1 pseudogene is annotated in these 559 nt (G+C 56.0%); it reads right to left on the bottom strand.

Annotated features, from left to right (window positions below):
• Window positions 1-551, bottom strand: a pseudogene (locus V7660_RS17195) (electron transfer flavoprotein subunit alpha/FixB family protein); the annotation flags it as partial.
• Window positions 552-559 lie beyond the last annotated feature (8 nt).

Below are 559 nucleotides of genomic sequence, written 5' to 3'. Positions count from 1 at the left end.
GCCAGCTCTTCACCCACAAAGCTGGAAACGCCGGCATCCTGCACAGAAGCAACCGCTTCTACGCTGGCGCTACCGCCTTCGGCTGCAACAGGGTCAAAACCAGTGGAACGCACGGTCAGGACTTTGATGGCAGCAGAGGACTGCACGGTAGCAATGGCGTTACCGGCATAGATCGGACGCTTGAATGTGTCAGCACTTTCAACCGCGATGATCTCGGAGATCTGGTCAACATCCAGCAACGCAGCAACGCGCGGCAGGTAGTTTTTACCGTTGGTGCTGGCGCAAGCCAGAATATGGCTATAACCCTTGCCCAGTTCGGCAACCAGCAGCGCAATGTTTTCTGGCAGCTGGTGTGCGTAAGCGGCGTTGTCAGCCAGCAGTACTTTGCTTACACCAGCCGCTTTGGCAGCAGCGTCAGCAACAGCGGAGCAACCTTCGCCAGCAACCAGTACGTCGATATCACCACCGATGGCCTTGGCAGCCGCCAGGGTGTTCAAAGTAGCTGCGTTCAGCTCGGCGTTGTTGTGTTCAGCAATAACAAGAATCGTCATTTCAGATC

This window comes from Hyphomonas sp. (genome assembly GCF_036964145.1).
Lineage (GTDB): Bacteria > Pseudomonadota > Alphaproteobacteria > Caulobacterales > Hyphomonadaceae > Hyphomonas.
This window is presented reverse-complemented; position numbering and strand designations above follow the sequence as displayed.